General features: G+C 30.3%; 27 protein-coding genes. 15 read left to right on the top strand and 12 right to left on the bottom strand.

Translation table 11 applies throughout. The features are described 5' to 3' along the window. Positions 1–4 precede the first annotated feature (4 nt). The gene (cphA, locus tag OH806_RS11080; protein WP_264743745.1) at positions 5–2,632 is read right to left on the bottom strand and encodes a cyanophycin synthetase; all 2,628 of its coding nucleotides are present in this window, start codon (positions 2,630–2,632) and stop codon (positions 5–7) included. A gap of 202 nt (positions 2,633–2,834) precedes the next feature. On the opposite strand from cphA, the gene OH806_RS11075 reads away from it, so the two are divergent. The 3 genes from OH806_RS11075 to OH806_RS11065 all read left to right on the top strand — a co-directional run bounded on the left by OH806_RS11075 (position 2,835) and on the right by OH806_RS11065 (position 4,955). Next, positions 2,835–3,722, top strand: a complete 888-nt coding sequence (locus OH806_RS11075; RefSeq protein ID WP_264743854.1) for a cyanophycinase — start codon at positions 2,835–2,837, stop codon at positions 3,720–3,722. A 53-nt stretch (positions 3,723–3,775) separates the two neighbouring features. After that, entirely contained in the window at positions 3,776–4,618 is an 843-nt protein-coding gene (locus OH806_RS11070) for an isoaspartyl peptidase/L-asparaginase (protein ID WP_264743744.1), read from the top strand. Between the two features lie 97 nt (positions 4,619–4,715). Continuing rightward, the gene (locus OH806_RS11065) at positions 4,716–4,955 is read left to right on the top strand and encodes a YtxH domain-containing protein (RefSeq protein ID WP_264743743.1); all 240 of its coding nucleotides are present in this window, start codon (positions 4,716–4,718) and stop codon (positions 4,953–4,955) included. Positions 4,956–5,003: 48 nt separating this feature from the next. Here OH806_RS11065 and OH806_RS11060 read toward each other — a convergent pair whose 3' ends face one another. The 8 genes from OH806_RS11060 to hisS form a co-directional block, all read right to left on the bottom strand. Further along, complete coding sequence (locus OH806_RS11060) at positions 5,004–5,804, bottom strand: class I SAM-dependent methyltransferase (RefSeq protein WP_264743742.1); 801 nt, start codon at positions 5,802–5,804, stop codon at positions 5,004–5,006. 83 nt (positions 5,805–5,887) lie between these two features. Next, positions 5,888–6,850: a Fic family protein gene (locus tag OH806_RS11055; protein WP_264743741.1), complete on the bottom strand. Its 963-nt coding sequence runs from the start codon at positions 6,848–6,850 to the stop codon at positions 5,888–5,890. Positions 6,851–7,023: 173 nt separating this feature from the next. After that, on the bottom strand, positions 7,024–7,758 hold the full coding sequence (locus OH806_RS11050) for a hypothetical protein (protein ID WP_264743740.1): 735 nt from the start codon (positions 7,756–7,758) through the stop codon (positions 7,024–7,026). A 164-nt stretch (positions 7,759–7,922) separates the two neighbouring features. Further along, entirely contained in the window at positions 7,923–8,402 is a 480-nt protein-coding gene (locus tag OH806_RS11045) for a hypothetical protein (protein WP_264743739.1), read from the bottom strand. Positions 8,403–8,639: 237 nt separating this feature from the next. Next, positions 8,640–9,353, bottom strand: a complete 714-nt coding sequence (locus tag OH806_RS11040; protein ID WP_264743738.1) for a hypothetical protein — start codon at positions 9,351–9,353, stop codon at positions 8,640–8,642. Between the two features lie 103 nt (positions 9,354–9,456). Continuing rightward, positions 9,457–9,837 (bottom strand): hypothetical protein, encoded by a 381-nt coding sequence (locus OH806_RS11035; protein ID WP_264743737.1) that lies wholly within the window; start codon positions 9,835–9,837, stop codon positions 9,457–9,459. A gap of 494 nt (positions 9,838–10,331) precedes the next feature. Further along, entirely contained in the window at positions 10,332–10,832 is a 501-nt protein-coding gene (locus OH806_RS11030) for a hypothetical protein (protein WP_264743736.1), read from the bottom strand. Between the two features lie 187 nt (positions 10,833–11,019). Beyond that, positions 11,020–12,369 (bottom strand): histidine--tRNA ligase, encoded by a 1,350-nt coding sequence (hisS, locus tag OH806_RS11025; protein ID WP_264743735.1) that lies wholly within the window; start codon positions 12,367–12,369, stop codon positions 11,020–11,022. A gap of 400 nt (positions 12,370–12,769) precedes the next feature. Between hisS and OH806_RS11020 the strand changes: the two genes are divergently transcribed. From OH806_RS11020 to OH806_RS10985, 8 genes are all read left to right on the top strand, one after another. Beyond that, entirely contained in the window at positions 12,770–13,906 is a 1,137-nt protein-coding gene (locus OH806_RS11020; protein WP_264743734.1) for an AAA family ATPase, read from the top strand. Beyond that, complete coding sequence (locus OH806_RS11015) at positions 13,896–14,870, top strand: tryptophan--tRNA ligase (RefSeq protein WP_264743733.1); 975 nt, start codon at positions 13,896–13,898, stop codon at positions 14,868–14,870. The genes OH806_RS11020 and OH806_RS11015 overlap by 11 nt, the downstream gene beginning before the upstream one ends. Before the next feature lie 27 nt (positions 14,871–14,897). Further along, complete coding sequence (locus tag OH806_RS11010) at positions 14,898–16,199, top strand: radical SAM protein (protein WP_264743732.1); 1,302 nt, start codon at positions 14,898–14,900, stop codon at positions 16,197–16,199. Positions 16,200–16,223: 24 nt separating this feature from the next. Continuing rightward, the gene (locus OH806_RS11005) at positions 16,224–16,424 is read left to right on the top strand and encodes a hypothetical protein (protein ID WP_264743731.1); all 201 of its coding nucleotides are present in this window, start codon (positions 16,224–16,226) and stop codon (positions 16,422–16,424) included. A gap of 19 nt (positions 16,425–16,443) precedes the next feature. Next, positions 16,444–16,644, top strand: a complete 201-nt coding sequence (locus tag OH806_RS11000) for a hypothetical protein (protein WP_264743730.1) — start codon at positions 16,444–16,446, stop codon at positions 16,642–16,644. A gap of 88 nt (positions 16,645–16,732) precedes the next feature. Continuing rightward, on the top strand, positions 16,733–17,680 hold the full coding sequence (locus OH806_RS10995) for a hypothetical protein (protein WP_264743729.1): 948 nt from the start codon (positions 16,733–16,735) through the stop codon (positions 17,678–17,680). A 91-nt stretch (positions 17,681–17,771) separates the two neighbouring features. After that, a complete protein-coding gene (locus tag OH806_RS10990) occupies positions 17,772–18,278 on the top strand; it encodes a GNAT family N-acetyltransferase (RefSeq protein ID WP_264743728.1) in 507 nt (168 codons plus the stop codon). A 47-nt stretch (positions 18,279–18,325) separates the two neighbouring features. Continuing rightward, positions 18,326–19,537, top strand: coding sequence for an MFS transporter (locus tag OH806_RS10985; protein ID WP_264743727.1), 1,212 nt, complete (start codon positions 18,326–18,328; stop codon positions 19,535–19,537). A 1-nt stretch (position 19,538) separates the two neighbouring features. Here the strand turns inward: OH806_RS10985 and OH806_RS10980 are convergent, their stop codons facing one another. The 3 genes from OH806_RS10980 to OH806_RS10970 all read right to left on the bottom strand — a co-directional run bounded on the left by OH806_RS10980 (position 19,539) and on the right by OH806_RS10970 (position 21,303). Beyond that, positions 19,539–19,994 carry an HRDC domain-containing protein gene (locus OH806_RS10980; protein ID WP_264743726.1) on the bottom strand — a complete coding sequence of 152 codons (456 nt, stop codon included), beginning with the start codon at positions 19,992–19,994 and terminating at the stop codon, positions 19,539–19,541. Between the two features lie 13 nt (positions 19,995–20,007). Then, positions 20,008–20,340: a single-stranded DNA-binding protein gene (locus tag OH806_RS10975; RefSeq protein ID WP_264743725.1), complete on the bottom strand. Its 333-nt coding sequence runs from the start codon at positions 20,338–20,340 to the stop codon at positions 20,008–20,010. 180 nt (positions 20,341–20,520) lie between these two features. Beyond that, a complete protein-coding gene (locus tag OH806_RS10970) occupies positions 20,521–21,303 on the bottom strand; it encodes a hypothetical protein (RefSeq protein ID WP_264743724.1) in 783 nt (260 codons plus the stop codon). 726 nt (positions 21,304–22,029) lie between these two features. Between OH806_RS10970 and OH806_RS10965 the strand changes: the two genes are divergently transcribed. From OH806_RS10965 to OH806_RS10950, 4 genes are all read left to right on the top strand, one after another. Next, positions 22,030–22,620: a hypothetical protein gene (locus tag OH806_RS10965; protein ID WP_264743723.1), complete on the top strand. Its 591-nt coding sequence runs from the start codon at positions 22,030–22,032 to the stop codon at positions 22,618–22,620. Between the two features lie 324 nt (positions 22,621–22,944). Further along, positions 22,945–23,808, top strand: a complete 864-nt coding sequence (locus OH806_RS10960; protein ID WP_264743722.1) for a helix-turn-helix transcriptional regulator — start codon at positions 22,945–22,947, stop codon at positions 23,806–23,808. 118 nt (positions 23,809–23,926) lie between these two features. Continuing rightward, positions 23,927–24,529 carry an HPP family protein gene (locus OH806_RS10955; protein ID WP_406567625.1) on the top strand — a complete coding sequence of 201 codons (603 nt, stop codon included), beginning with the start codon at positions 23,927–23,929 and terminating at the stop codon, positions 24,527–24,529. Positions 24,530–24,534: 5 nt separating this feature from the next. Continuing rightward, entirely contained in the window at positions 24,535–24,873 is a 339-nt protein-coding gene (locus tag OH806_RS10950) for a hypothetical protein (RefSeq protein ID WP_264743721.1), read from the top strand. Positions 24,874–24,893 lie beyond the last annotated feature (20 nt).

The following is a 24,893-nucleotide window of genomic DNA, read 5'->3' as shown; positions in this document are numbered from 1 at the left end:
ATAATTAAACTTTATCATCTTCGAGCAATTCTCTAGCCTGATATTCCTGAACCAAATCAATTGCATTAGAAATTACGTCACTTAAAGCTGTAATAAATGTACCCTCTTCTGCCATTCCCATAGCATGTTTTAAAGCTTCAATTTCTTTTGGTATAATTTCGTAACTAATGTCTCTTCCTGAAGATTGCATTCCTTCAATAATCAATCCGTTAATTTCGTCTTCCGTTCTTCCGCGAAGATGTTTTTCATTTCTGATAATAATATGGTCAAACATCCTTCCTGCAATTTTACCACATTCTCTGATATCCTCATCTCTTCTATCCCCAACTCCAGAAATAATACCTATTTTCTTCGTAGATTCTATATTTTTAAGATAATCTTCAATGGCTTCGTATCCTGAAGGATTGTGAGCAAAGTCGATTAAAACTTTAAAGCTCTTGAATTTGAAAATATTAAGTCTTCCCGGAGTAAGTTGTGCACTTGGAAGAAAAGTTCTCAAGGAATTTGAAATATGCTCGATTTCAAAACCATAAAGATAGCTTGCCAAACTTGCAGCCAAGACATTTTCAATCATAAATTTAGCTTTAGCTTCCATCGTAATCGGGAAATCTTTTGCCTTACCTATTCTAATCTTCCAATCACCTTTTTTTATGGTAACAAAACCTTCCTCATAAACGCATGTAATTCTCCCCTCTTTTGCAAATTTTTTGATGTAGGGATTATTCTCATCCATACTAAAAATGGCTACATTACAATCTAAATCATTAACAATCTTCATTGAATATTCATCATCAGCATTCATTACACTCCAACCATTCTTTTTTACGCTATCTAAAACTACTCTCTTTACTCTGGTTAAATCTTTCAGATTATGGATATCATTCAGACCTAAATGATCTTCCTTAATATTTGTCAAAACACCGATATCACATTGAGAAAAACCTAATCCTGAACGTAAAATTCCACCTCTGGCTGTTTCCAGTACAGCAAATTCAACAGTAGGATCTTTCAAGATAAATTCAGCAGAAAGAGGGCCTGTTGTGTCTCCTTTAGATAACATTGTATTTTGAATATAAATCCCGTCAGACGTGGTGAAACCTACTCTATATCCATTGTTTTTAACAATATGAGAAATCAGTCTTGTTGTCGTTGTTTTTCCGTTTGTTCCTGTAACCGCAATAATCGGAATGGTAAAAGGTTTACCTTGCGGATAAAGCATATCTACTACAGGTGCAGCAACATTTCTCGGAAGTCCTTCACTTGGAGCAAGGTGCATTCTGAATCCCGGAGCCGCATTTACTTCAATAATAGCTCCCTCACTTTCTTTTAACGGTTGAGTAAGATTTTCAGCCATAATATCAATTCCACAAACATCTAATCCTATTATTTTGGAAATTCTTTCAGCCATTGTGATATTTTCAGGATGAACCATATCCGTCACATCAATAGAAGTTCCTCCTGTAGAAAGGTTTGCAGTTGACTTTAAATAAACCACCTCTCCTTTATGCGGAATCGTTTCTAAGGTATAATCTAGTTTCTCAAGAAGTTCGGTTGTGTCTTTATCAACTTCAATCTCAGTTAAAACATTTTCATGTCCATATCCTCTTCTAGGATCTTTATTTTCTTTATCTATAAGTTGCTGAAGATTAAGTTCACCATCACCTACAACATGAGCAGGAACTCTTCTTGCTGCTGCAACCATTTTGTTATTAATGACTAAAACTCTAAAATCATATCCAGTAATAAATTTTTCGACAATTACTTTTCGGGAATATTTCTGAGCATGTTCCAGCCCAATTTTAGCCGTTTCCCAATCATTTACATTAATTGAAGAACCTTTACCATGATTTCCATCCAAAGGTTTTAATACAATCGGATATCCTATTTTTCTGATTACTCGTTCTAAATCTTCTTCATCAACAATCAAATCACCTATTGGAACAGGTACTGCTGCATCATGAAGCATTCTTTTAGTTAATTCTTTATTACATGCAATATCAACAGCAATTGAACTTGTTTTTCCTGTAATTGTAGCCTGAAATCTTTGCTGATTAACACCATAACCAAGCTGAACCAAAGAATTTGTACCCAAACGAATCCAGGGAATTTTTCTCGAAACCGCTTCTTCCACAATACTTCCCGTTGAAGGTCCTAAACGAACACGCTCTCTTATTTCTTTTAATCTTTGAATACATGCGTTAATATCATATTCTTTATTATCAATCAAAGCCTGAGCTATTTTTACCGCTTCCTCAGCTGCATAAATTCCTGCATTTTCTTCAATATAATTAAATACAACATTATAAACTCCTGGAGTTTTCGTCTCACGAGTTCTGCCAAACCCCACATCCATTCCTGCTAAAGTCTGGATTTCTAACGCAATATGCTCTATAACATGCCCCATCCATGTTCCGGTTTCCACACGATGAAAAAAACCACCTTCTACTCCTTCAGAACATCTGTGACTAATTAAAGACGGTAATAGTTTTTCTATTCTTTCCCTAAAGCCTTCTATTTTATTAGTAGGAAAACTCTCCTGTTCTTCGAGATCTAATCTCATCTGTATCAGCTTCTTTCTTCTTATACTCCAAATATTTGGACCTCTCAACGCTTGTATCTTTTCAATTTTCATAATTTTTCTTCATGTTTAATCGTTAACTATAACTTCACTTATAATCAAAGATAATGTAAAAGTCTAAACAAAACGATATCTCATTTAAAGAATTATCAAAAAAACTTCAAAATCAATCAACAATCCTAAAACCCTCAAAATCAATTAAAATATGGCATGAATTTCGCCAAATGTTATTTATTTTTTAAATTTGCACACTATGATGAAACCCGTTGGAAAATTAATCGTTATCGGAGGAGCTGTAAACAAAGGAAGTTTTACAGAAACAGATTTCGACCAAAATATAGAAAAGAATCTTAATTTTTTTGAAAGAGGCATCTTAAGAAAAATCATTAATGAATCGAAGCACAAAGAAGATTCAATAATTGAAGTGGTAACTACCGCATCTCAAATTCCTCAAATTGTAGGAGCTGAATACAAAAAAGCTTTTGAGTTTTTAGGAGCCAAAAATGTGAACATACTTGATATTCACAACCGTGAGGAAGCAAATTCTGAAGAAATTGCAGAAAGAGCCAATGCTGCAGATGTTGTAATGTTTACAGGAGGCGACCAATTAAGATTAACTTCTATTCTTGGAGGAACAAAATTTCATGATATCATCTTACAAAAATATCAGGAAGAAGATTTTATTTATTCCGGAACTTCTGCAGGTGCTGCTGCAGCCTCTGAAAATATGATTTATCAGGGAAGTAGTTCAGAAGCTCTACTGAAAGGAGAAATCAAAACAACACAAGGTTTAGGTTTAATCGATAACGTAATCATTGATACCCACTTTGTACAAAGAGGAAGGATTGGGCGTCTTTTTCAGGCTGTAGTAAATAATCCGAGAACTTTAGGAATCGGTTTGGGAGAAGACACCGGACTTTTCATCTATAATGATGTAATGACTGCCATTGGTTCAGGACTTGTAATTTTAGTTGACGGAAGGTTTATTAAGGATACCAACCTTACAAATATCAACCTTGGAGAGCCTATTTCCATTGATAATTTAACGGTTCATGTCATGTCGATGAACGACCATTATGATTTAACTACGAAAACAATGACGATTGAAAATTCTCAGTTTAACCCAGTACCTCAAGATAAATAATAAGTGAAGTTTTTCTTCACTTTTTTTATATATTTAAATCTCAAATTTAAAACATGAAATTAATAATACACGGTGGTTTTTTCTCAGAAAGCGACCAGAGCAATGAAGTAAAAGTTGCCAAACAAAATTCATTGAAAAGTATAGCTCAAAAAGCCTTTGAATACTTGCAAAATAATTCCGCTTTTGATACGGTTGCTTATGCTGTTTCTTTACTGGAGGATGACGAGCTTTACAATGCAGGAATCGGGTCTCAGATTCAAAGTGACGGTGTGATAAGAATGAGCGCAGCAATTATGGATGGCGAAACTCAAAAACTAAGCGGAGTTATTAATATTCAGGATGTAAAAAACCCGATTTTTGTTGCTAAAGAACTGATGAAAGAAGATGACAGAGTTTTAGGAGGAAACGGAGCAAAAATTTATGCTACAGAACATGGTTTTGAAAATTTTTCGACTGAAATTACACAAAGAAGAAAAGAATATGAAGCTAAACTGAATAACGGAGGAAAAGGAACTGTTGGCTGTGTTGCTATTGATAAAAACGGAAAATTAGCAGTTGCCACTTCTACAGGAGGAAAAGGATTTGAAATTCCCGGAAGAATTTCTGATTCTGCAACGGTTGCAGGAAATTATGCCAATTCATTCTGTGCCGTGAGTTGTACAGGCGTAGGTGAAGATATTGTAAGTAATGCCACTGCCACAAAAATCGTGACAAGAGTTACAGACGGAATGTCATTGGAAAACGCCTTTACTAAAACTTTTGACGAATTAAAAACCATTGATGGTTTCGCAGGTGCTATTGCTATTGATAAAAACGGAAATATGTACCATCAAGACTCTTATCCAACTATGGTTTTTGCAAGTTTTGATGGAGAAAAATTTGAAGTTTTCAGTTAATTTTAACATTTTTTTATAATTCCATTTAATTTTTTGGCACACATTTTACATTATCTTTAATAACAAATTTTAATATTAATAATAAAAATTAGAAATCATGGGAAATAATAAAGCAAAAGGTTTATTAGCTCTACTAGGTTTAGGAGCTTTGGCTTATTGGAAATATAAAAAATCAACTCCTGAAGAGCAACAAGCAGTAAAAGATAAAATCAATACAGCGAAAGACAACCTTAACAAATGGGGAAATGACCTGAAGAATAAAGCAAATGATGTAGCATCCCAGGTTCAAAATAAAGTAGACGAGGTAAAAACTAAAGCCGAGGATTCTTTAAACTAAAAAATTTATTTTAACATTCATATAGTTAAAAGTCATTGTAATTTTGAATTACAATGACTTTTTTCTTGCACTTAAAGCATATACCAAAGGTACTTTATTTCCGAATTGAGGAATTCTCCATTTTCCTTTTTCAAACTCATCTATATGCCTAAAACACGGATACGGAGACCAATCAAATTCCTGAAAATTTTCAATTTTTAGACCTTTATTAATCAGATTTTGAAGTACTTCTGCCAAAGAATGATTCCACATTACATATTCCTGAACAATTTCTGCTGAAAAATCGGCATAAGTACCTTCATAGGTTTCCACAATTGGTTTTTCGTTGAAGTAATTATAAGTAATTCCTTTAAAATCATCATCAAACATCCACACTACAGGATGAAATTCTGCCATAATGAATTTACCTTCAGGTTTCAGAAAATGATTAATAATATTTGCCCATTTTTCCAAATCCGGAAGCCACCCAATTGTTCCATAGCTTGTAAATACAATATCGAATTTTTCATCTAAAACATTGAGAAGATTATAAACATCTGAGCAAATAAATTGAGCATCTGTACCACATTGCTGAGCTAAATCTTTTGCTGCTTCAATCGCTTTATCAGACAAATCAATTCCTATAACTTTTGCTCCCAGTCTTGACAAAGAAATAGAATCTTGCCCGAAATGACACTGCAAATGCAATATCTTTTTATCTTTTACATCTCCTAAAAGCTCAAGTTCAATAGAATTAAGAGAGTTTCTTCCATTCAAAAATTCATCAACAAAGTAAAAATCCGATTTCAGATGAGGCTCTACTTTTGCGTTCCAAGAGTTTTTGTTTATTTCAAGGTAGTTATTTTCCATATTGATAAGGTTGATATATTTTGTAAAGGTAATATTGGAGTTTTACTTTAGCATCTTGCCCCTTATTTTATCCATATAACCTTTCACGCTTTATTATATTTTGTATATATTGTCGTTTTTTTATCTCCATATTTTACGATTAACTTTTTATCAACAGCACTTTTTAAATCTCTACTTGCTGTTGCTGATGAAATATCTTTAAAATAATTCATATACTCTTTCCTCGTAAACTCATTTTTACAATGTTCTAGAAATATACTTATTCGATCATCCTCTGATGGTTTTTTAGCAGAATTATCAAGCAAATCCGACAAAGAATGATTTATAACTTTCAACATATATTCTATGAACTTTGTTGAATTCCCTTCCTTGTCGGACTGAGATAAAGCTCTGTAATACTCTTCCTGATTCTTTGAAATTAACGTTTCAAAAGGGAGAAACTCAAAAACAGGATATTCCTGCATTAAAATTAAAGTCTGCCACAATCTTCCCATTCTTCCATTTCCATCTAAAAAAGGATGAATAAATTCCATTTCATAATGAAATACACAGCTTTTGATTAATGCTAATTCAGTTTTATCTTTCAGATACTCAAATAAATCTTTCATCAAAAACGGAACATTCTCGAATGGTGGAGCTACATGCTCAACTTTTGAACCTTTAACAATTCCAACTCCTTGATTTCTATATTTCCCAGGATTTTCAATGAGTTTCTGCATCAAAAGCCTATGAGTAGATAAGAAATCTTTTTCACTATGAGGTTTTAGCTTACTGATATTTTTATAAACCTCCAATGCATTAAGAACTTCAAGAATATCTTTTTCCGGCCCAACTACTCTTTTGTTCTCAATAATTGCAGTAATTTGTTCTTCTGTAAGAGTATTTCCTTCAATACTTAATGAGGAATGAATCGTTTTAATCTGGTTTTGCTTTCTTAAAGTTGGATTGGTTTTAATTAAATATTTTGCATTTACCTCTCCAATTTTTTCTGAAATTACACTGATAAGTTTTAAAATTTCTGAAGTTATGTTATATGGTGGTTTCATTTTATGATACTATCATTTGATACTATCACAAAATTAAATTTTTCATTTGAAATTATGGCAAATTGTGTTGAAAAATATTATTCATAACTGGAAAAAAGTATTAGTAGAGGTGAATAAGATTTTCAAATTACGATATTCTCCCACATTTTGCAAAACCTATGTTATCTGCAGTATTATTTTGAAATTACTAAAAATTTGCGACAATATCTTTCCTTGTCATATTCGTACTTCACTCCATCTTTGAATGTATTTGAAACTTCTTTTAAATCATATCTTACTAATTTCAACAAAATTTTAGCTCTATTTGCCCAGTCTTTTATAATATAGCTTTTCTCAAGATTATATTGTCTAGAAAATTCTACATTAAAATTTTTAAGACCTTCGTTTTCAAATTTATAGATATTTACTCCGTGCGAATACTCTGAACCAAATTTTATTTCAATTAAAGTATTTCCGTTGTCCAATATCACCGGAATTGAATTGAAAAAATATAATGTTTCATTATTTATATTAAAAAGCAAATAATCATCAATTTCAAATGCCTTTAAATTAAAAATATAATAATTTTCAACCTTATCAATCAAAACAATATTAGTCTTTTCACTACAATATGAAGAGTATTCAACTTTACCTTCGGTAAATATTTTTGAATTGATACAATGTTTAGTAATTCTGTTTGGATATTTTTTATTGAATTCGTTTTGAAGAAAATGAATTTCTTTTTCATTTTTTTCAGGAATTTTTATGCTATCCTTTAAAAACAAATTAAAATATTCCTCAGTTACAAGATCAATTTTTGTTCTCAAATTCCCTTCTATAGTTTGTAAAAAATCTTCACAACTAAAACTTTGAGATTTTAGAAAAATATTAAAAAGTAAAAAAATGAATATAAGAAGTCTTACTTTCATAATGTTTTAAACAAATGATAAAGTACATCAATTTAACAAAATCATTAAACGAAAAGAATGCTTTTTCAATAAAACTAAATTACATAAAAAATAGAATAGAAAATCTACTTTTCAATTTTGCACTTCACCCCACTTTTGCCAATACTATGTTATGTGCAGTTTCTCTAATCATTCCAACCATAACTTTTCCAATCTCTATTTTCACTTGAAAAAATTTCTCTAACAAAAAAACCAGTCTCATATTTCAGTTCATAATTATTTGAAAATTTTGATTTTTTATACTCAATGCCAAAATTTGTCTCTAAAGTTTCAGGGAAATTTTCAGATCTTTTTTGAAGTTTAGTTATGATTTTTTCACATCGGATTTTTTGAATTTTATTCACAGTAAATGAAGAAACAATTTGACATAGAAGAAAAATTGGTATTACTAAAATTAGTTTCATTGAGCTTTGATTAAATATTTCCTTTTTAAACTTGAATAAATTTACGATGAAGATAATAATTGAAAAAATTAAAATTATTCCAAACGGAATTATCAAAAAAAATACTTGAATAGTAACAAAATTGTCTATAAAGGGAGTTACAAATCCAAAAACAATAATCAAACTAAAAAGTAATTTCCAAATTTGAAATTTATTTTTCACAGTGATCTTTTATTGATGTGAGTTATGATAAAATTGCACATAACGGAAAAGGTATTGGCGAAGTACGGGTATAAAAGAGAACTTTAGTTCAATTTTTGACCAAGCGTAGCCGATATTTTTTCCCTGAAACGAACTTACAAAAATATGCAGAATTGAAAAGCATGAGCAGAATAGAAAATTTGCTTTTCAATTTTGTCATAAACCCCGTATTTTGCCAATACAATGTTATCTGCAGTTTTATCTTTGCCAACCTTGAATTATGTAATTTTTTGAAAATAATTTTCTCTCTTTTTCAGATTTATTTTCTGGCTTAAACCAAACTTCAATTCGACTACCATAAAATTGATTCCAATCTCCTTCATAAACAGTAAAATCATCTTTCAGTTTAAATTTCATAAGTTTATTGGTAGGATTATATATGTTTATCTTACTTTTTTCCTCAATATCTTTTTCAGATAATTTTTCGTTTTTTGTAATTTCATAAACCTTTAAATATGCAGTTCCTTTCTCAATTTTATTTATAAAAATTTCATATTGATAAATTCCTGGTTGAAATCCATCATAGAGCAGAAATGTTGGGGTGTTAATATTTGGAATTTTTAATTCAGAGCTTAAATTTTCATTTAAGTTAATTGGTTTTTCAAATTTTATATTTTGTGGAATTTTTAAATTATCAGCGAAAAAATCATAAGGATAAAACAGCAGAAAAAACGAAAAATAACCTGCATAAACAACAGAAATTAGTAAAGTTAATATCGTTTGGAATATTCCTTTCAAATAATCTTTTTTGAATAATCGAATTATAGAAAAAATTAAAGCAAATATTATCGAAACATAAACAATAATAATACTTGTGTTAAATGCCAATTCTTTCGGGATTTGTAAGAGGAAATATGACAAAACAAAGCCAATAATCATTAAGATAATTGGATAATACCATTTTTCATTCAATTTCTTGTAAAGTTCTTTTATCAAGGATATTTAATAAAATTGCACATACGGAAAAAGGCTTTGCGAAGTTCAAGAATTCAGAAACGAAGCACATTTTTTCTTTTTATTTACAATTTTTTTTAAATAAAAAGTATGTTTTATCATTTTTGACTGATTGAATATATTTAACCTTTTCTTTTGTTACTTCATAGATACCATCATCCTCATCATCTTTTCTCCAATCATTTTTATATTTTAGCATTGCTGTAGTTTTATTTTCACACTTTGCATTAACATAAAATTCTGATTTGAACATTCCCGGATCATTATTCATTGTATATTCTATTTTGAACCAATAAAAAAATTCATTGCCAAGAGTTTTGTCTAATTTGTAAAATAAAGAATTACCATATTGATCATTACCTAACGATATATATTCATTCTTCTGAGCTTTTATAAATATAGTTGAGCAAATTCCGATTATAAATAATATTCTATTTATCATAAATGTAGTATTTTAATTGTGTTACGTGCCACGGAAAAAGGCTTGGTAAAGTTCAAGAATTCAGAAACTCAACAAATGCTTTTTCAGATTGTCTAAATTAAAGGAAAAAAACAATATGAAAAGCAGTTGCGGTTTATTTTTACATAATTTCAATCAATGACTAAACTTACATTTTGCAAAACCTATGTGCATGTTGCACAACTATGAATAAATTAATTTTAGTAATTCGTAGTATACAAGGGTGAAAAAAATTCACACCACAGTTATTCTATATGACCAGCTTAGATAGTGTAATACCTTCTTAATTTTTTGATTTTTGAACTTTTAAGGAGTTGTGCAACGGTTACCAATGTTTGCGATGTGCCTTTTACTTTTAGTTTTCAAATCTTTTGCAACTTCGATTAAATGTTCCATAATTCTTTTCTTGTCATATTCGGTAAAATAACTGTCAGTTAAAGAATGTTATTATGGCAATTAGATTTTTTATTATTATATTAAATTATATTTAAACCAAAAAGAAAAAGAAATCCTAAAATTGCTATGTTGCAGTAAAATTTATTCCATAGTTTTTTTCTTAATAGCAACATGGTTTCGATGATTAAAACTATAAAAGATATTCCGATTGTAGCTGCAATACCATACGCAATAAGATAAGCAGTATCCATTCCGCTACTTACTAATGATATGCTGAGAAATGCGAGACAGATAATGAGAATAATTCCTATTCGTAATAAAATGTGCTTTATCCAGTTTTCGTCCTTACTATTTGTAATTATGTCTTTTTGTTCGAATAGCGTGTTAAATTCTTTACTTTTATATAGTGAAATAAAAAATGGAAGAGTGCCTAATGAGCAAAACGTCATTAGAAAATAGAGAGAATCTCTAAATCCGAAACCAAATCCATCATCAAATTTAGAAGCAAAATTATTAAGAAAAACTTGTATAATAATTGGTAAAATTGTTGAGATGATCGCAAGTTTAAGTTTATTTTTCATTCTAATGTTTTTTCTGTTGATTCAATTTGTGCAGAATGTTGATTTAGCATATCACACAACGATTGGCTCGGCTTTGCGAAGTTTTTAGAGAGAGCTTTGCTCTTGAAGAAAAAAATTCCGTAAACCGAATATTCTGCAAGGCAACCAAATTAGCGCAATGCGCTAATCTGATTATAATAAATATGTTTTATTTCAAAAATTCTTCCAGAGAAACTGTTTTCTGTTCTCCTACTTCAAGGTTTTTGAAAGTTACTGTTCTGTTTTTAATTTCTTCCTCACCTAAAAAAACAAGGTTTTGAATTCCTTTCTTTTCGGCGTAAGTAAATTGTTTTCCTAGCTTTGCGTTTTCAGGATATAGTTCTGCAGAAATGCCTTTTGCTCTTAATTCCATAATTAATTTTAAGGCTTCAACTGTTTCTTCTCCACCGAAATTCGCGAACAGATATTCAACTTTTGAAGTCGCTTCTTCAGGGAAAAGACCAAGCTCTTCCATCACAAGATAAATTCTGTCTAATCCGAAAGAAATCCCAATTCCAGGAATATTTTTCACACCAAAAACTTCCGTCAGATTATCATATCTTCCGCCGCCTCCGATAGATCCCATCTGAACTTCATCTGCCTTCACTTCAAAAATAGCTCCGGTATAATAATCTAATCCTCTTGCCAACGTAATATTGAAAACAAGATTTTCCATATTTACGCCAAGATTCAGAGATTGTGTAAGTACAAATTCTAATTCTTCAACACCTTTTAGACCGATTTCGTTACCAACAAATTTTTCTTTTAACTGAAGAAGATTTTCCAAAGCATCTTCCGACTGATTGAACAAAAAGTCTAATTTATCAATAGATTCCTGAGAAATTTCTCTTTCTAGTAATTCTTTTACAACGCCTTCTTTTCCGATTTTATCCAGTTTATCAAGAGCTACCGTAAAATCAATCAATTTATCTGTAATTCCTGCATATTCTGCTAAACCTGAAAGAATCTTTCTATTGTTTAAGTGAATCGTAACAGGAACTTTCAAATCTGAAAATGACTTTAAGTACAACTGAACTAAATCAACTTCCTGAAAAAGACTTTCACTCCCCACAACATCTGCATCACACTGATAAAACTCTCTGAATCTTCCTTTTTGAGGGCGATCTGCTCTCCAAACCGGTTGAATTTGGTAACGCTTGAAAGGGAAAGTCAATTGCCCGTGATTCATTGCTACAAATCTTGCAAAAGGCACGGTAAGGTCGTAGCGTAAGGCTTTATCTGAAATTTGAGAAGTCAGTTTCTGATGATTTTTATTTTCCCAATCTTCCTGATTCACTTTTGAGGTATAATCTCCCGAATTTAATATCTTAAAAATCAAACGATCTCCTTCTTCCCCGTACTTCCCTGTCAATGTTGAAAGATTTTCAAAACTTGGTGTTTCCAGAGGCTGAAACCCAAATAATTCGAAGTTTTTTTGTAAAATATTGATGATATATCTTCTTCTTGAAACTTCTAATGATGTAAAATCTCTCGTCCCTTTAGCTAAACTTGGCTTCATTTTATAATTGATAAATGATGATTAAAATGTAATATATAATGCAAAAATAGTGAAATGGCAGGACTTTTTTACAGACAAAACTGATAGTCTAAAATTACATCATCATTAAGTGATAAAATTTATTATTTAAAATACTGTAAACCAATATAATAAATATTGAACAATTCACTTTAACAAGAATTAATACATTTTTTTTATTATTTGTATTAAAAATAATTGTATACTTGTATAAACTAAATAACTAAATATCATGAAAAATATTTCATTTTTATTCCGAATTTCGGATAAAATACATCATTTTGATATTATTTTAAAAATATCATTAACCTTACAATACAAAACAATATTAAGCTAGTTTCTCATCTATCCACCTTACTATAACTATTTAATACTTATCTAAATGGAAAAAATAAGACCCAATCTTTCAACCATTGAAAAGTATGCAGTTAATTTTAATGAAAATGCCAAGCAGAATTTATACGATCCTGTTTTCTATAGAAATCTTGAGATAAAAAAAATAATTGAGACTCTATGCAGAAGGATAAAAAACAATGTCATACTACTCGGATTTCCAGGTGTCGGCAAAACAGCAATCATTGAGTCTATTGCTCAACTAATTGTTGATAATGAAGTACCCGATGCATTAAAAGACAAAAAAATATACGGTATCAAAATGTCTACTATGCTTGCCGGAACAAGTTACAGAGGCGAATTTGAGGAAAGAGCTGAGCAATTATTAAAAGAAATATGCAACAGTAATGTAATCCTTTTCATAGACGAGTTACATACAATTATGAAAGCAGGAGCTTCTGAAGGTTCTGTAGATTTCGTTAATCTTCTTAAACCCTATATCGCACGAGGAGACATTCAGTTAATTGGAGCAACTACTTTTATGGAATACAACAATTCAATTGTTCTGGACAAAGCATTAGATAGAAGATTCCATAAGATAACAATTGATGAGCCCAAAGACTATATAACTTACTTAATCATTAAAAAACTGAAATACAGATATGAACAATTTTATAAAGTTTTAATTAATGACGAAGCTGTTCTTGAAGCAATAAACCTAACTAAAAACCATCCCGATTCTTACTTTCCCGATAAAGCTATTGATCTTATAGATTTAGCATGTTCGAGTTTAGTAATGAATAATGAATTCAAATATTCTGATGAATTAATAGAATTAGAATATGAAGAAGATTTTTATACCAACTTAATTGAGGATCCATTATTCAAAAACATCTTTCAAACCTACGATAATATTGATATTAATTCTATAAAAAAAACAAAACAAAAAATAATCGAAAACTTTGAAACAAACAAAAGGAATTTTGATGAGCAAAAAAAGAAATTAAGATTAGTTAGATCTTATATAAAAGAAGCAAACGCTATGCATAAACAAGGTTATGAATCTAAATCCACAGAAATTTTACAGGTCATTGTTCCTTCTATTATGAATGATCTTCAGGGAAATAAAACAGAACTCACCAAAGATTTTATTAATTCATTTTACAACAATAACTATGGAAGATAATATTACCTATAAACTGAAACAAGTATGTGTTCAAAATCCCATTTTTGGACCACGAAATTTAGGACATTACTGGGGTTCAATGAAAGATTTTGTTAATAATCAGGATAAACATGAATCTTACCTGATCATAGATGATGTATTAGCTATATTAATGAATCCTAATGAAGCTCATGCAATAAAAAACAGAACTTATTTCGTACTACAAGACTTCATCAACTGTGGATACGACATCGAAAAAAGCCATGTTATTTTAACAAGTTCTTTTACGCCTTATCTCATGGAGCTTATACTTTTCTATGCAGATTTTATAGATTTTAAATTTTGTAATTATTTATATGAAAATTCTTTTCTGGGAGGTTTAAAATCATATCAACGAGAAGAATTGGGACTCAATTTATACCCTTCTGTTTTTGAAGTACTTTATCCTCAATTGGGTATACCTGCCATTTCGTTTGCCTTAGAAGCAGAACTATTTCAGGGAGGTGAAGAAATCATAGGCTACACCTATATTATGAATCATCTAAAAAACAATATTAAAAAAGTTTATAACGATTACAACTATCCTCCAATGTACGAACCTGCAAGAAACGGATATGTATTAGGATTGGATGGAGAATACATGTTTCAGCACAATAGTATTTTTTTATCAGAAGATGAAGATTCTTTAATCAAAAAAATAGACAACATAGAAGATAAAAGAGTAATCAAAGACTGGCTTACTTCCGCAGGTCATAAAAATGTTTTTGAATTTTATTCAGAAGACAACGATTTCACCTACCTCAAAAATCTCCTTAAAGATATTTTGGTAAATGAGCTAAAACCTTTCAGAGAAAACCAATTGGAAATAAGTCATTTAGACGAAATCATTATCAATAATTATGAAAATATACAAAATCAGCTTACAAACCATATTACAACTTTAAAAAGAGAAGCCTACAAAATCTCATCCCTAAAACACACCTAGATAAGTAACCACAAAAACAAAAAAAATATGGAAAAATTCATTTTAACCCCACAACTAAAAGTACGAAAAGAAAGCTTTGGCTGTATTGTACTCATAAACAAAAGAAAATCAGTTCGATTCTTTAATAAACTGGGATACCAAATTATTCTGGCACTAAAAACTCCCCGAAGTATATATGAAATTTATGAAAAAATTTCTGAAGATTTTGACATATCAAACGTACAACACGAAGAAATAGAAAACTTCGTAAATCTACTTAAAAGAGTAGATATTTGTAACGAATACCAAGGAGAAACATTAAGAGAAAGCCCTATTTTTTACTTCGAAAATGTTCCTGATGAAGATTTTTCAGACGAATATTTTTATTCTCCTCTTGGCGTAGAAATAGAAAGCACGAATAAATGCGCAAGAGAATGTTCTTACTGTTCTTATTTCAGTAATCCTAGAGTTGATATTTCTTTAGAACTTACAGTGGAAGAATGGCTTCCAATTATCAAAAACATATCAGATTCCGGAGTCTTTTATGTAAGATTCACAGGTGGAGACCCTTTTACAAGAAGAAATGACTTACTGGAAATGGTAACTTATGCAGATAGTTTAGGATTAATGGTTTCTATTGGTTCAGATCTTACTCTTACTACCGAAAATGACATCATCTACTTAAGTCAACTGAAAAACTTTGTTTTCCTGCAGACTACACTAGATGGCTCTACCAAAGATATTTGTGAACAATATCGAGGTAAAGGAAATTTCTTAAAAGTAATAAAGGGGATGGAACTACTTCACAAGCATAAAGTTCCTTTTATTGTAGGAACAGTACTTACCAAACACAACAAACATGATATCTATAATATTGGAAAACTTATTTCTCAATACGAACCATTAGGATATAGTTTTGCACCACTCTATATCGCAGGAAGAGCTCTTAACTTAGAAAGTGATATGCCCAATAATGAAGAGCTTTATGAAGCCAACCTTCAGCTAAAACAGCTTGTAGACGACAAAGTAATCAAACCAGCTGATTCTGCATGGCAGGAAATAGTAAACGACGTAAATGAAGATACTTTCAGAAATCTTATCAACGATCAGCCTTTATTAACCAGAACAGGTGAGCGATTAATGAGAATAACCCCTCAAGGACAATGCTATGTATCTGTAAAACTTAAGAGAGTGGATGTTGAAAATGATCATGAATGGAATTCAGGAAGTATTATCGGAAAAGATTTAATCAAAGTCTGGCAAAAATCTGATAAAATGAATGAATGGAGAAAACTAACCACCTGCGACAACTATTTTGGAAAAACAGTAAATATTAAGGAATTGCTATAACTCTAACTATCAAATTTTATTAAAATGAAAACATTAAAAGAAAACACCAAAGAAATCAAAGGAAAAGTAAAATCCCTTGATAGCAAAGCTACTCCAGTTTTTGAGAATGTAAAACCTATGCTAAGTACTCCTCTGGAGATTACTAGAGATAAGTTGAGAATGATGAATATGGTAGACGAAAATATCATCATTCATGATAGTGACATACAACAGGATTGTGAATAAACCACAAAATATTATTAAAATGAAAACAATAACAGAAAACACCAAAGAGATCAAAGGGAAAGTAAAATCCCTTGATAGTAAAGCTACTCCGGTTTTTGAGAATGTAAAACCTATGCTAAGTACTCCTCTGGAGATTACTAGAGATAAGTTGAGAATGATGAATATGGTAGATGAAAATATCATTATTCACGACAGTGACATAAAACAGGACTGCGAATAATCCTCACCTAACAGTAATTCCTTAATATAATGTATAGAGACCAATCTATTGGTCTCTATATTTAACCAAACCTTAAAAAATTAATAAAATGGAAAGAAAAATCTTAATCAGTGCACACAATCCAGTAACAGGACCAAGACATTTAGGTCATTATTTTGGAGCAATGAAATCTTTAGTAGAATCTCAATATGATCATAACACATTTGTAGTGCTAGACGACCTTCTTGCTTACTTCATGTATCCTAAAGAAAGAGAATACATTCAGAACAGGACATTATTTGTAGTACAGGATTTTATAAATTCTGGTTTCGACGTGGAAAATAATAATATTGTACTAACATCAGATATTGCGCACTTATTTTTAGAACACATGCTTTATTACAGCACAGTAATAGATGTAGAATACTGCAATCACTTATATGAAAATTCATTTTTAGGATCATTAAAGTCTTATCAAAGAAAAGAACTTGGTCTTAGCAACTACCCTTCTGTTACAGAATGGCTTTATCCACAACTTGGTATAGCAGCTATGGCATTAAGTCTCAAAGCCGATTATTTTCAGGGAGGTGAAGAGATTATCGGGTATATATACATCATGGAAGAGATAGCTGAAAACCTCAAAAAAAGGAATAATATTTCCATCAATATTCCTAAATATCTACCTTCAAAAATTGGATATATCAACGGTACAGACGGTAAATATATGATTCAAAAAAATTGTGTTTTCTTAAGTGAAGATTTAGAAGATCTTGAATCTAAAATAATGTCTATAAATGACAAAAGAGTACTACAAGAATGGTACAATTCTTTACACAGAGAAGACCTATCCAAAAACCTGGAAAACATCCCCTTAACAATTGAAGAAAAAATGAGATTTTTTGATATTATATCGGAAGAATTACGTCCATTCAGAGAAAACCGTCTCACCAATGAATACCTGATGAATGTACTTGACAAAGGAAAAGATTCTGTACAAGATCTTTTAAAATCTTCATTGGAACCGCTTAAAAACTCATTAAATATCTATAGCATATAATGAAAAAGCCTAAAACAATGTCTGGCAAAAACAAAAAACTAAATACTTATTTTATAGTTTTAAAAGATTATTAATCATTAATTTTTTATAAATGGAAAACGCAATAACCTTAAGAAAGTTATCTGTCGACGATACAGAAACATTGTACAAATTGGCAAACAACAAAAATATATGGAATAACATGAGGGATATTTTCCCTCATCCATATACAATTGACGATGCAAAATTCTTTATCAATATGGTAGCACAAGAAGAACCACAGCTTACTTTTGCTATTGAATTCAACAGTCATTTTGTAGGAGTAATAAGTTTTGTGAAACAGCCTGATGTTTATAGAAAAAGTATAGAAATTGGATTCTGGATCGGAGAAAAATATTGGGGAAAAAGAATAGTAAGCTCTGCAATAAAAAAAATGATAGATTATGCTATAAAAAATCTAGATGTAAACAGAATATTTGCCAGAGTTTTTGAATACAATATAGGCTCTATGAAGGCCTTAAAAAATAATGGTTTTATTGAAGAAGGAATATCTAAAAAAGCAGTTTATAAAAATAATCAATTTTATGATCTTCACAATTTTTATTTGTTAATCAAATAAGATTAGCTGGATAATCTAAAAAAACAATTTAGACACTAAGAATAAATATGAATAATCTATTTTTTTCATTTTTAAATTCTTACAAAGGCTTATCCAAAGAGTCGTGGATGCTGTGCATGATAATGTTGATATACCGTTCCGGTTCAATGGTTTTACCTTTCCTCGGCGTTTATTTTGCAGATCATTTAGGTTTTTCATTGGAAGAAACAGGCATTATTTTAGGCTTCTATGGATTAGGAGCAATCTTAGGAGCGTACCTTGGAGGCAGATGTACAGATAAAATCGGACATTTTAGAGTACAGATGCTAAGTTTATTTCTATGCATTCCCGGTTTTATAATAATTCCTGAAATAAAGAACATTTATTCTTTATCAATAGCATTTTTTATACAAAGCTGTATTAATGAGTTTTTTTTACCTGCAAACTCTGTTGCAATCACAAGATATTCTTCAACAGAAAACAGAGCAAGAGCATTCTCTTTAAACAGAATGGCATTGCATTTAGGTTTTTTTATTGGTCCTTCTTTAGGAGGTATTCTTGCTTCATTATCATACAGTCTTATTTTTTATGTTAATGCATTCACATCCCTCATTTCTGGCATCATCCTCTATTTTTACTTTAAGGATAGAAAAGACATCAACGTAAAAAAAGAAAATCAAAATTCCCATAATTTTCAGTCTCCTTATAAAGATAAATACTTTCTTATTTTCATCTTTTTTTGTACTATTTATACAATTTGCCTTATGCAACTATTTAGCTCTCTGCCTTTATTTTATAATAATTTAGAAATTTCTAAAGCTGAGATCGGTGTCATTTTTGGGTATTGTGGAATTTTGCTCCTTATAATTGAAATGCCATTAGTCAATATATTAATAAAAACTCTTAAAACAATCTACGTTGTAATATTGGGTCTAATTCTATTATTTACTGGTTATTTTATTCTTGCTTTTTTTACAGACATATATTCTATCTTTATTTCAATCACTCTCATAGCAGTTTCAGGAGTGCTGATAAATCCTTTTTTATCAACAATTATTTCTATTAGAGCAGAAGGCAAAAATATTGGGGGATATATGGGATTATTTAGCGCAACCTTCTCTGTTGCATTATTCATATCTCCTTTTTTAGGAACATTCCTTGCCCAAAATTATGGGTTTAATACACTTTGGCTAATAATTTCTTCTCTCATTATTATATCAATTGGTGGAATTTATTATACTTATACAAGCAAACTTGTAGCTCGTGATAATAATACATAAATCAAAAGTTTTCAAGAATTTCCAAGATTTCTACACCGTAATTTTCAATCTTATGCTTTCCAAAACCTTTGATATCACACAATTCTTCTTTCTTTGCAGGTTTGTATTTTGTTACAGATATCAGCTCTTTATTGGTCGCAATAAAATAAGATGGTAAATTCTGTTCTTGAGCTTTCTCAGACCTCCAGTCTTTCAATGCAGACAAAATCTTTTCTTCATCAGCATTTAGTTCTTCGCTTTCAGCTGAATATTTTGCTCTTTTAGATTCTTTTACACTATTCTGAACCTTTCTTAATTCATCAAAATATAGTATCACAGACCAAAAATTTTCGTCATTTACAAAAGCTGTTTCTACTTTAATAATATCGTGATTTCCTAAAAAATCGTCCAACATTTCCTGATCCTGATAAAGAAAATCCTCAGACAATCTGATTTTAAAAACTTTTACTCTCATCATTCGTGTTTTTTAATTATTTCCCACCAAGAAGTAAAATTTCATCTACTCTTATTTCTGTAATATATCTTTTCACACCGTCTTTATCATCATAAGATCTATATATGAGTTTACCCTCAATTGCAATTTCCTTTCCTTTCGGAACATATTTCTGAAAAATTTCTGCTGTTTTACCAAAAGCAATCAAATTGTGCCATTGAGTCTCCTCTACTTTTTCGCCTTTTGCATTTGTGTAATAATCACTTGTAGCCAAAGATACAATCGCTTTTATATTCCCGTTGTCAAAATTTACGATTTCAACTTCTTTACCTGTGTAACCAATTAATGTTACTTTGTTTCTTAGTGACATAATTTTTATTTTTTTGATTAGTATTAATAGATAAGAAACGCTCACTGTTTTCTCAAATCTCTGTGACAAAGATTTGAAAAACAACAAATTTTAATCGGTAAAAAACTATTTAAATCCGTTTACAGTCGTTTGTAAACGGATAAATACTTCTGCAATTGAGAAAAAGACGTTGAATGAAAATTAATTAGCATCTGTCAATCTTTCTAAGAAAAGTGTAACTTGTCCGGGGCTTGCGACAGTAACTTCACCACCTACTGTTGTGGTTCTAGATACACTAATAGTCAAACGATATACCTCTTTTGTATTTACCAATGTAATCATTGATTGTACAAAATCTCTGAATCCGACATTGGGTTTAGCATTACCATCCTGAGCTACATACCATGTATTTTTTTGTGCTGATATTTGCCTGTGCTGACCTCCGTAAATACCTCCCTGACCTACTTTTATATTATTGGCAATCACATTATCTGCAGTGGCAGCATTACCGTTTGAATCTTTAATATTATTTATTAGTCGAAATGACCAAGTAGCCTCATAATCTGAAGGATTGGTACCATCAAATCGAACAGCTAAGTTCCCCAATTCTAAATAGGAGGCTGTAGCTGTATTATTAGTAATAGGAGCAGTAACTGATTTGTACTGAATGCTTTTAATTTCCGGTAAAACCGTAGTCGGTAAGCCGGAAACAGTTCCTAATACTCCATTTTTATCAACTACTACAGTATTTACTGCTGTAAAAGTTTGATCCTTACTCGTTGAAGATGTATTGTTCGTTGCTGTGTTAGAATTGATTGTATAGATGGCGTTAGTCGCACCGTTTGCTGGTAATTCTTTAACCTTAACTGTTCCATCAACTGACAAGTTTTCAGTTGGTTCACTTGTATGGATACCTACCTTTCCCGATTGTCCGTACGCTGTCAGGCCTAAAAAAGGCAATAATACTAGATAATTTTTCTTCATTTCCTTTCCTTTGTTATTTAATGTTCTTTTATTCGTTGAAACTATCGACCACATAATTATATAAACTAATCTATTCTTTATATAAATTAATTCATCATTACCTGATTAATTTCACTGTGTAATTGATTATTATTAAAAATTTAAACTATTCACATTTCCGTGTTATAAATATATTTTTTTTAAGAAAATATGATTTGATTTGAGTGTTTATATTTCATTTACATTGTTTTATTAGTATGTACAAAATATTTACAACATTTTCAATATATTGATAATCACATAGTTAAAAATAAAGATTTAAGCTCTCAATCTAGGAATTTGAAAAAAATGCTATGTATATTTGCATTATGATTTGAAAAAATTATCCCCTATACACATTTTGTGTAAAATTTTCCCACATATACTTTAACTTTTTATTTATAAAACTAAATATCCTTCAGTTTGAAAGAAAAATTTCAACAAAGGACATATAACCAACTGTGCCAATTTCTAGTTTGACAAACTAGAAATCTAAGTGAAGATGATATAATAATTCTTTGAATTGGGAAAATCTGAGAAACATTCGAACAGTCATGACTTTCATTCTTTATAAATGAAAAAAAAGATTAGAGCAATTGTAATTCTCTTTTAATGACGATTAACACAGAAAACCAAGACCAACACCTAATAAATAAGAAAATCTCCCACATATAAACAAACATAAATTACTAACAACAAAAGAATTACATGAAAAAAAGTACACTGATTATTATTTCCTTTATGACACAATTTTTTTTCGCTCAGGGTAGTGACAATAATATGAACATGCAAGAAGTTGAAAATCAGCTGTATGAAAAAAACCTAGTTGAAGTAAAAAGACAATTAGATAGAAATTTCATTCATTCAGAAAATAAATCAACTCAGATCTTAGGCTATGTTTTCTATTTTTTTTACTATCTCAAATTAGAAGATGAAAAAAAAGCTGTTCTTTCATTACAAAAAGCAAAACAATTAGCTCATTCGACTAAATCTAAACTAGATATGGCATATGTAGACTATGCATATATGTCATATTATAATTATCTCGAAAAATACCAATTAGCATTTCAATCTTTCAACTCGGCAATTAATGAATTCTCTAAACATGTTGACCAAAATTATATACTAACAATTCTGTATTTGGAGCAATATAAAGCCCAAAAACAAAATGTTTTGGAAGCCAATAATAAAACATACATACAGAAAGCCTATGATCATGCGCAGAAAACAAATAATAAATACTTAAAAGCTCGAGCAACACTTGTAAAAGGTTCTTATTTTTTAGAAGATTGCAGATGACTCCCGACTAAAGAAGAAAATCTGGATTCAGCAAGTCATTATCTAAAAAAATCCATTAATCTGGCTAAATTAATCACCAATGAACATGCAAAAAAAAGGACATTAGGATTTGCTTATGTTAACTATTCACTTGCATATACAAGAACTCACAATAACAATCTTACAGAAACATTAAACATCCTTAAAGAAGCCGAAAAAATATTTTTAAGCTCACCAAACAATAGAAGTGAACTTGTACTCGTCTATGATAACATTGGAGGCCTTTACTTTTCAAACAAAAAAAATAAGGAAGCTCTAGTATATTTTAAGAAAGCTTATAATGAGTTGCTAAATACTAAAAGCCCTAAAAAAGAATATCTAGAATATACTTTATCCTATTTATCGGCAGCATATCAGGAATTGGGAGATTGCAAAAATGCATTGAAGTATCAGGCAGAATTAAATGATTACCTGAAAAATATCTATCTTAATTCCTATGCTAACAATACAAAATCGCTAGAGATATTCTATAATACAGAGAAAAAAGAAACAGAAATTAAACAACTTCAGGAACGTAATCAATCTTATAATAGGGAAAGGATGTTCTATTTTTTTCTGTTAATCTTAGCAATTATCATTTTGGGATTGGTCATTTATGTTTTAAAAAGCAAAATAAAAACAAAAAAACAAACAGTAGAATTATTAGAAGCGCAAAATCATGAACACCTGTTAAAATTTCAATTAGAGCAGGAAGAAAAATTCCGGATAAAAGCCGAACAAGAATTATTGGTACTACAACAAGAACAACTGCAAAAACAAGCCTTGGTTGCATCATTGCAGGTGAAACATAAGAATGAAATATTGATGTCACTTAAAGACAAGCTGGAAAAGAAAAACGAAGTTGAATATTCAAAATTAATTAAAAATGAATCATGGATTGATAAAGATTTCACTTCTGTGCAGGAAATGGTGCAAAAAATTCATCCTAATTTTTATAAAAAACTTGACGAAATAGCAAAAGGAAAGCTCACCAATCTTGATGTAAAATATGCTTCTTTTATTTATTTAAACATGAACAATCAACAGATTTCAAATATCTTGAAAGCAGACCCCAATACAGTGAGAATCAGCAAACACAGATTAAAACAAAAACTGGGGTTGAGTAAAGAACAAGATATCAGATTATTCATACAAAATTTGTTGGATTAATTTCTCAGCCTCTTATTTTTTTTGATTAATTCATAGATATTACCATAAAGCTATTTAAATTCATTCACAGTCGTTTACAAACGGATAAATGTTTATCTTTACATAAAATAAAGCAATAGTGAAGAAGACAATTAAGAGAAGTTTTAGGGTATCAAAATATGTAATTTATAAAGAAACCTTGGTTGATTATAAAGAACATTTTTGGTCTTTTTTAGGAGCTTTTTTCGGAATTGGCATTATTGCTTTTATACAATCTCACTCTCTTTCTGCAACAGAAAACATTTTTCTTATCGGTTCTTTCGGAGCATCCAGTGTTTTGATTTACGGAGCCATTCAAAGTCCGCTTGCACAACCTAGAAATTTAATTGGAGGTCATGTCATTTCAGCAATAGTCGGAGTTACTATTTATAAAATTGTTCCTGATATTATTTGGCTTTCAGCACCTTTAGCTGTAGCACTTTCTATTGTTTTGATGCAATACACAAAAACTTTGCATCCTCCGGGAGGTGCAACTGCACTGATTGCGGTAAGTTCAACAGGTAAGATTCCCGAATTAGGTTATTGGTACGTTATCTCACCTGTTTTATCGGGATGTATAATTTTATTATTGATAGCTTTAATTTTCAATAATATTACTCCGAATAGAGCATATCCCACTCATGGTAGAATTAAGCGATTATTAAAGAAAAAACATCAGCACATACATAAAATGAAAAAATAAAAATTATGAACTGTCTCGAATGTGGCGAAAAAATAGTCGGTCGGTCAGACAAAAAATTTTGTAATGATGCCTGTCGAAACGCCTACAACAATAAACAAAACAAAGACTCATCAAATTTGATGAGAAATGTAAATAATAAACTTCGAAAAAACTATAGAATTTTAAAAGAAGTTAATATTGAAGGAAAGACTAAAATTGCAAAATCAAAACTCAGCCAATTAGGTTTTGACTTTGACTATTTTACCAATACAAAAGTTTACAAAAACGGTTCTGAATACAAATTCATTTATGACTATGGTTATAAACTTTTGGAGGAAGATTTTGTTTTAATCGTAAAGAATTAAAAAACATACACAAAATACCA

It is taken from the genome of Chryseobacterium oryctis (genome assembly GCF_025971925.1).
Lineage (GTDB): Bacteria > Bacteroidota > Bacteroidia > Flavobacteriales > Weeksellaceae > Chryseobacterium > Chryseobacterium oryctis.
The sequence above is the reverse complement of the archived record's forward strand: the minus strand, read 5'-3'. Positions and strand labels throughout refer to the sequence as shown.

Coding starts and splice junctions, on each gene's coding strand:
- cphA (WP_264743745.1), bottom strand. CDS start 2,632: ATGAAAATTGAAAAGATACAAGCGTTGAGAGGTCCAAATATTTGGAGT.
- OH806_RS11075 (WP_264743854.1), top strand. CDS start 2,835: ATGAAACCCGTTGGAAAATTAATCGTTATCGGAGGAGCTGTAAACAAA.
- OH806_RS11070 (WP_264743744.1), top strand. CDS start 3,776: ATGAAATTAATAATACACGGTGGTTTTTTCTCAGAAAGCGACCAGAGC.
- OH806_RS11065 (WP_264743743.1), top strand. CDS start 4,716: ATGGGAAATAATAAAGCAAAAGGTTTATTAGCTCTACTAGGTTTAGGA.
- OH806_RS11060 (WP_264743742.1), bottom strand. CDS start 5,804: ATGGAAAATAACTACCTTGAAATAAACAAAAACTCTTGGAACGCAAAA.
- OH806_RS11055 (WP_264743741.1), bottom strand. CDS start 6,850: ATGAAACCACCATATAACATAACTTCAGAAATTTTAAAACTTATCAGT.
- OH806_RS11050 (WP_264743740.1), bottom strand. CDS start 7,758: ATGAAAGTAAGACTTCTTATATTCATTTTTTTACTTTTTAATATTTTT.
- OH806_RS11035 (WP_264743737.1), bottom strand. CDS start 9,837: ATGATAAATAGAATATTATTTATAATCGGAATTTGCTCAACTATATTT.
- OH806_RS11030 (WP_264743736.1), bottom strand. CDS start 10,832: ATGAAAAATAAACTTAAACTTGCGATCATCTCAACAATTTTACCAATT.
- hisS (WP_264743735.1), bottom strand. CDS start 12,369: ATGAAGCCAAGTTTAGCTAAAGGGACGAGAGATTTTACATCATTAGAA.
- OH806_RS11020 (WP_264743734.1), top strand. CDS start 12,770: ATGGAAAAAATAAGACCCAATCTTTCAACCATTGAAAAGTATGCAGTT.
- OH806_RS11015 (WP_264743733.1), top strand. CDS start 13,896: ATGGAAGATAATATTACCTATAAACTGAAACAAGTATGTGTTCAAAAT.
- OH806_RS11010 (WP_264743732.1), top strand. CDS start 14,898: ATGGAAAAATTCATTTTAACCCCACAACTAAAAGTACGAAAAGAAAGC.
- OH806_RS11005 (WP_264743731.1), top strand. CDS start 16,224: ATGAAAACATTAAAAGAAAACACCAAAGAAATCAAAGGAAAAGTAAAA.
- OH806_RS11000 (WP_264743730.1), top strand. CDS start 16,444: ATGAAAACAATAACAGAAAACACCAAAGAGATCAAAGGGAAAGTAAAA.
- OH806_RS10995 (WP_264743729.1), top strand. CDS start 16,733: ATGGAAAGAAAAATCTTAATCAGTGCACACAATCCAGTAACAGGACCA.
- OH806_RS10990 (WP_264743728.1), top strand. CDS start 17,772: ATGGAAAACGCAATAACCTTAAGAAAGTTATCTGTCGACGATACAGAA.
- OH806_RS10985 (WP_264743727.1), top strand. CDS start 18,326: ATGAATAATCTATTTTTTTCATTTTTAAATTCTTACAAAGGCTTATCC.
- OH806_RS10980 (WP_264743726.1), bottom strand. CDS start 19,994: ATGATGAGAGTAAAAGTTTTTAAAATCAGATTGTCTGAGGATTTTCTT.
- OH806_RS10975 (WP_264743725.1), bottom strand. CDS start 20,340: ATGTCACTAAGAAACAAAGTAACATTAATTGGTTACACAGGTAAAGAA.
- OH806_RS10970 (WP_264743724.1), bottom strand. CDS start 21,303: ATGAAGAAAAATTATCTAGTATTATTGCCTTTTTTAGGCCTGACAGCG.
- OH806_RS10965 (WP_264743723.1), top strand. CDS start 22,030: ATGAAAAAAAGTACACTGATTATTATTTCCTTTATGACACAATTTTTT.
- OH806_RS10950 (WP_264743721.1), top strand. CDS start 24,535: ATGAACTGTCTCGAATGTGGCGAAAAAATAGTCGGTCGGTCAGACAAA.